The following is a 5,141-nucleotide window of genomic DNA, read 5'->3' as shown; positions in this document are numbered from 1 at the left end:
TGATAGCCCATTTGGCAAGGGGCGTCCTGGTTGGCATACTGAGTGCGTAGCAATGATTGAAGAGATCTTTAATGGAACCATTGATATTCACGCCGGTGGAGCTGATCTACTCTTTCCTCACCATGAAAACGAAGCTGCACAGTGCCGATGTGCCAATCATAAAGAGCTAGCTAAACATTGGCTACATAATGGCTTTATTCAGGTAAATAATGAAAAAATGAGTAAAAGCCTTGGCAATTCATTTTTTGTTAAAGATGCTTTAGCTATTGCTCCGGGTGAAGCGGTAAGATATTATCTAATGAGTAGTCATTATAGGGCAAATTTTAACTATGACATAGTAGATCTGCTCTCTAGTAAAAAACGGCTCGATAAGATTTATAGACTTAAAAAGCGCTTAAGTGGCGTAAGTCCTGGAGAGATAAATTTAGAGTTTAAAAATGCGATTATAGAGGCTCTAAGCGATGATTTAAATATTTCAGAAGCCTTAGCAAAAATTGATGAAATGGTAAATATAGCCAATACAAATCTAGATAAAGAACCAAAAAACAAAGCACTAAAAGCTGATATAATGGCAAATTTAGAATTTATAAAAGAGATTTTAGGAATTCTTTATATAGATGAGTTTGAGTGGTTTCAATATGGATTTAGCTTAGAGCAAAAAGAGCAAATTGCAAATTTAATAGAATATAGAAATAATGCTAAGGCTGCTAAAGATTATGCTAAAGCTGATCTTATAAGAGATGAACTAACCGCCCTTGGTGTAGCGATAATGGATACACCAAATGGAGTAAAATGGGAGAAAATATGGACGGAATAACAGAAGTTTTTAGACGGTTTAAATCCTATTATAAAGAGTATGTGTGGCAGTTTGCTATTGCAATTTTAGGAATGATTATGGCTAGCATTGGCACAGCAGTATCTGCTTGGTTAGTTAAGCCTGTACTTGATTATATCTTTGTTGAAAAAAATGAAACACTTTTATATTTGCTTCCATATGCAATTATTGCAATATATTTTATAAAAAGCCTTGGAGTATATCTACAGGTATATTTTACTGCTTATATCGGACAAGATATGGTAAGGCGTTTTAGATACAAGCTACTTGATAATCTACTTGGATTAGATATGAGTTTTTTCCATAAATATCGCACTGGCGAGCTAATGAGTAGGATCATGGGCGATATTGAGCGTATTCGCAATATCGTCTCATCGCTCATTCCTGAGCTTGTGCGTGAATTTGTAACTATTATTGGATTACTTTGTGTTGTAATTTATCAAAGCCCTACTTTAGCACTATTCTCACTTATTGTGTTACCAGCAGCCTTTTATCCGCTTTCACGCTTAGCTAAAAGAATGCGAAAGCTAAGCAGAACCTCTCAAGAGACTTCTAGCGATATCACATCAGTGTTAAATGAAATTTTCTCAAATATCGAAATAGTTAAAGCTAGTAGTGCCCAAGAAAAAGAGCTAAGCAAATTTTATAATCACAATACTAAAATATTTCATTTAAATTTAAAAAGCGTCAAGGTAAATGCTTTAGTTAGTCCAATGATGGAAACATTAGGCTCAGTTGGAATCGCAGTTACTATAATTATAGGTGGTCAGCAAGTTATTGATGGACAAATTACAGTAGGTAGCTTTTTTAGCTTTCTTACAGCTCTATTTATGCTCTATACGCCAATTAAAAGAATAACTAATATATATAATCAAATGCAAGATGCAATAGTAGCTAGTCAAAGAACATTTGAACTGCTTGATATGCAGCCAAGTATTGTTGATGGAACTATAAATTTCCCAGCTAAGGTAAATTCGATCACAATCCAAGATTTAAAATTTAGCTACGGTGATAAAATTGCACTAAATGGAATAAATCTAAAAATTTATAAAGGTCAAATGATAGCACTAGTAGGTAGTAGTGGTGGCGGCAAAAGCACACTTATTAATCTATTAATGAGATTTTATGACCCAAATTCTGGAATGATTTTAATCAATGATAATGATTTAAGTGAATTTAAACTAGATAGCCTAAGGCAAAATATTGGTCTAGTTACTCAGCGTGTATATATCTTTAACGATACAATAGCAGCTAATGTAGCGTATGCTGCTCCACTAGATGAGGCTAAAATTATAATGGCTCTTAAGATGGCAAATGCTTATAGTTTTGTTCAAAATTTAGATAATGGAATCTATACAACTTTAGATGAATATGGCGCAAATTTAAGCGGTGGCCAAAGACAAAGAATCGCCATAGCTAGAGCTCTTTATCATAATCCACAAATTCTAATATTTGATGAAGCTACTAGCGCACTAGATAATGAAAGCGAACAAGAAATAACAAAAGCTATTGAAAATTTAAGCAAAGATAAGATTATATTTGTTATTGCTCACCGTCTATCAACTATCAAAAATGCTGATAAAATTGCTGTTATAGGTCATGGTAAAATCGTAGGATTTGGTACAGATAAAGAGCTTGAAGCAGAATGTGAAATCTATCAAAAACTAAAACTAGGATCAATCCACTAATGCAACAAAAAATAGTATATAACGACAGACCAACAAGCATAAATAATAAAAATGATGCTATTAAAGCAATTTATCAAAAGGAGTTAAAAAAAGCTGCTTTGGAACAAAATGCATTTATGATGAATGGAGATTTGGCTGTCGAAATACTATGGAAACAGCACCTACCAGCTGACATTGATAATATTTTAAAACACACGCTTGATGCGCTAAAAGGAATATGCTATGTTGATGATTGCGCCATTATATCGCTTAAAATTTCTAAACAATACTCCCAAAAAGAGCAGCTAATAATAACAATAAAAAATAAATTTATCTTATCTAAATTTATTAAAAAGCTCATATATACCGCATTTATAAAGCCTCTAATAAAATTTATCGATGCTAATTTTAAAGATATAATAGAGTATGAAAAACATAACCATAATCCAACAACTACGATAAATCCTAATAATAATTTAGCGTTAAATTTTCTTATAAATACACTAAATCAACAGGTAAATCCAAGTCAAAATTTATCATTTTCAACTAATCAGACAACAAATCAAATACAAAAAACAAAATCTGAAATTCAAACTCCAACTACATCAAATGAAACTGTACAATCAGTATCAACAGACAAAAACCCTCAAATGCAGGCTGTAGCACTAATCAAAACTACACTACAAGAATTCAAAGACAAAATCACAATTGCCTATAAATTTAGCCCAAAAAATATCACTATCTATATCCTAGTATCAAAATCCCTAGATACACAAGTACGTAAGGAGATAGCACGCTTAAGCAAAGAAAAGATTATGGCCTTGCAAAATAGATTAAATCAAGGCCAATTTACTATTCATTATGGCTCAATTCCACTAAAATCTAACAATATTAAACTCTAAACCGATCTCCATATAGCAATTGAAGTTGGATTAAATGGATCAGTTCCACAACTATACTCTAAAAGAGCATCTTCGATAATGATATCACCATTTTGTCCTGCCATTTTAAGGGTCTTAGCAAAGTTTAAATTCCAGCCAGCTTTTAAAAAATATTCCTTATGATTTTTAGTAGCCTCTCCTAAATTTCCAACCTGAAATCCAAATGGTTCAGCATGAATACATCGTACAAACGGCGCAATACTAGAAACGATCTTAAACCAATTATCTGGTATCTCCTTTACTTGCTCAATCGTATGGCAAGTAAAAACCAAAACTTTTTTGCCGAAATCTAATTTTTTATCAAATTTAGGCTTTAAATGGTTAAAATGAAAAAACTCAGCTTTTATATTTGGTTCAATATTTGCTAATTTTCTTGCCATCTCTACGCCGCTTTTAGTAAATTCACCGCCAAAATATTTTAAATTTACTCCACCGCCATTATAAAATATCTTAAAAAGATTTTGTCCATATCCACAGCCTAGCTCAATAACGCTATCATACTGTTCTAGTGCTAGTGCATCAATAATCATATCTACAATAGATGTATTAGTATAAAATGGAACCAAAATATTTAATCCATTTAGTGAAGTAATTTTATTATGTGGGATATCTGCGAAGTTAAATTTTTGACTTGGAGAGGTTGCCTTTTCCCATTTAAGTTTGCCATCACCATTATCTACAAGGCGATTTAGGCGCTCCATTTTCTCTAATTCTCCAATTATCTGAAGAGTATTATACCCCCCCCATTTATAAATTTGCTCATAAATTCAGCTCTTATAGCCCATGCTCTCTCATAAAAATTTTGCCATTTTTTCTCTTGATATGCCACTTTTACTCCTTAAATTTATAAAATATTATATCTACAAATTGCCCAAAATATCATTAAATTTCTTATTAATTATAAGCAAATTTAAGCAAATTTTAGCTAAAATAGCAGATTTAAAGGAATATTATGAACTATAGTGATATTAAAAAAATTTTTTTTAAACTAAATCCGGAAAATGCCCATAAAATAGCTGAATTTGGAATGAAAATATCTGTAAAAATTCCATTTGTTAGTGACTATTTGGTGGATAATTTTTGCTTTATTGACACTAAGCTATCACAAAATATTTTTGGAATTAATTTTTTAAATCCAGTTGGACTCGCTGGTGGATTTGATAAAAATGCTACAATGATTGCACCGCTATCTGCGATGGGGTTTGGATTTTTAGAGTATGGCACTCTTACGCCAAAACCTCAAGATGGAAATCCAAAGCCAAGACTATTTCGCTTAATAGAAGAAAAAAGTATACAAAATGCCATGGGATTTAATAACGATGGTTTAGATAAGATTAAATCTAGAGCCTCAAAGCTATATCCTTTTAGTATCCCACTTATTGCAAATATTGGCAAAAATAAGATTACGCCAAATGATATGGCGATTAAAGATTATGAAATTTTGGTTAAAGGGCTTGATAGTTGTTGTGATGCATTTGTTATCAATATTAGTTCTCCAAATACACCAAATTTAAGAGATTTGCAAAGTGAATCATTTATAAATGAACTATTTGCTGCTTTAAGTAGCTTAACCAAAAAACCATTAATCCTAAAAATAGCTCCAGATATGAGTATAGACTCAGCTATATCTCTTTGTTCTACGGCTGCAAATGCCGGATTTAAAGGGTTAATTATCAATAATACTAGTGTAGATTACTC

5 protein-coding genes are annotated in these 5,141 nt (G+C 31.9%); 4 read left to right on the top strand and 1 reads right to left on the bottom strand.

Annotation, left to right across the window (positions count from 1 at the left end; genetic code table 11):
• The 3 genes from J6V67_RS02290 to J6V67_RS02280 all read left to right on the top strand — a co-directional run.
• Positions 1 to 817: DALR domain-containing protein (locus J6V67_RS02290; protein ID WP_291857900.1), on the top strand; the 817-nt coding region annotated here is incomplete at its 5' end.
• Positions 793 to 2,523, top strand: a complete 1,731-nt coding sequence (locus tag J6V67_RS02285) for an ABC transporter ATP-binding protein (RefSeq protein ID WP_291857898.1) — start codon at positions 793 to 795, stop codon at positions 2,521 to 2,523. The genes J6V67_RS02290 and J6V67_RS02285, both read left to right, overlap by 25 nt.
• Positions 2,523 to 3,404, top strand: coding sequence for a RusA family crossover junction endodeoxyribonuclease (locus tag J6V67_RS02280; protein WP_291857896.1), 882 nt, complete (start codon positions 2,523 to 2,525; stop codon positions 3,402 to 3,404). Before J6V67_RS02285 ends, J6V67_RS02280 begins: the two co-directional genes overlap by 1 nt.
• Here the strand turns inward: J6V67_RS02280 and J6V67_RS02275 are convergent.
• Entirely contained in the window at positions 3,401 to 4,144 is a 744-nt protein-coding gene (locus tag J6V67_RS02275; protein ID WP_291857894.1) for a hypothetical protein, read from the bottom strand. The two genes, J6V67_RS02280 and J6V67_RS02275, sit on opposite strands and share 4 nt — an antisense overlap.
• A gap of 251 nt (positions 4,145 to 4,395) precedes the next feature.
• On the opposite strand from J6V67_RS02275, the gene pyrD reads away from it, so the two are divergent.
• Positions 4,396 to 5,141, top strand: a 746-nt coding sequence (pyrD, locus tag J6V67_RS02270) for a dihydroorotate dehydrogenase (quinone) (RefSeq protein ID WP_291857892.1), incomplete at its 3' end; no start/stop codon positions are given.

Origin of the sequence: Campylobacter sp., from assembly GCF_017646085.1 — a bacterium.
In the GTDB taxonomy this organism is placed as follows: domain Bacteria; phylum Campylobacterota; class Campylobacteria; order Campylobacterales; family Campylobacteraceae; genus Campylobacter.
This window is presented reverse-complemented; position numbering and strand designations above follow the sequence as displayed.